Consider the following 1,256-nt stretch of genomic DNA (forward strand, 5'->3'; position numbering starts at 1 on the left):
GGGCACCTCTATTTATTGATTTTTTGAGGAATCGAGTCTCAAATAAGACTGTTATCCAGCCTTGTTTCTGGAAATCAGAATATGAAATAAACACCCCCCATGCATTGTGTCCGTTTTAGAGCTGAATATCCCATCCTTTAGGCAAATACTTCAGCCATGTCTTGTTTTTGCCAGAAGACATACCGCTTGAGATTGTAGGTCAAGTTTTTGAGGCCGAGCATGGTTTTGGCCCTGGCTAACCCAATGGTGCGAACAACTTTGCCCCCCATCTCATTGACCATCGACCCAAATACATGTTCAACCTTGGCCCGGGTTTTTGAACGCTCACGATTGTCCGCTATCTGCACCTCTGTTAGGGGGCGATTGCGATAGGCTCGTTCGTTAATATGGCTCTCAAAACCCATCATCTCTAACACGGTGACAATCGCTATCGAGAGATAGGCGCTATCGGCCCAAATCTCATCATCAGAATTGTCCGCATCTAGCAGTTGACCCAATACCTGAGAATCATGAACCGAGGCATCGGTGACCGTATACCGACGAATAAACCCATGCCCCGCATCCCGATTGATATGGTTTTTATACCCGTAATGAGACGTGCCATTCTTTTTGGTCCAACGAGCCTCCACATCCTTTTGGGATAGCTTATGAGGCTTGTCCTGCCAATCCTCAGGCACCTTGCCTGCTTTGACCTCGGCATTATCGTCTCGACTATTCCGTTGTTTAGGCACTGGCACTAAGGTGGCATCGACGATTTGACCACATTGGGCTTGGTAGCCCGTTGCCTTCAGATAGGCCCCAAACTGCTCAAATAGTCCTTCCACTAACTCGGCCTGGCGTAAGCGCTCCCGAAATGACCACACCGTTTTCGCGTCTGGCACCGCATCTTCCAGGCCCAGATGTAGAAATCGCATAAATGACAACCGGTCATTCACTTGGTATTCCAGCTCATCGTCACCAATGTTGTAGAGCTGTTGCAGGATTAACAACTTAAACATGAGGATGACATCTATCGGGCGACGACCTGCTTTACGCTTACGGGATTTGACATACACGCTTTCTAACAGCGGTCGAAACTCATCCCACGGAATCAGCTCGTCCAGGCAGGTCAACAGGTCTTTTTTTGATTCCAGCTTTTGATGACGGATCTCAAAATCCCAAAATCCTTGTTGTCCCATCAGAAGTCTCCCTGTCAACCCTAATCCGTAACCATGATCTCATATTGAGACTCTATTTTTGAATTAATCGAGGTGCCC

The 1,256-nt window shown here is 47.6% G+C and carries 1 protein-coding gene; it reads right to left on the minus strand.

Going from position 1 to position 1,256, the window contains the following annotated elements; all coding sequences use genetic code 11:
* Window positions 1-137: 137 nt before the first annotated feature.
* On the minus strand, window positions 138-1,178 hold the full coding sequence (locus DXZ20_RS36995; RefSeq protein WP_163696094.1) for an IS5 family transposase: 1,041 nt from the start codon (window positions 1,176-1,178) through the stop codon (window positions 138-140).
* Between the last annotated feature and the right edge of the window lie 78 nt (window positions 1,179-1,256).

This window comes from Adonisia turfae CCMR0081 (genome assembly GCF_011009555.1).
GTDB classification, from domain to species: Bacteria; Cyanobacteriota; Cyanobacteriia; order Phormidesmidales; family Phormidesmidaceae; genus Leptothoe; species Leptothoe turfae.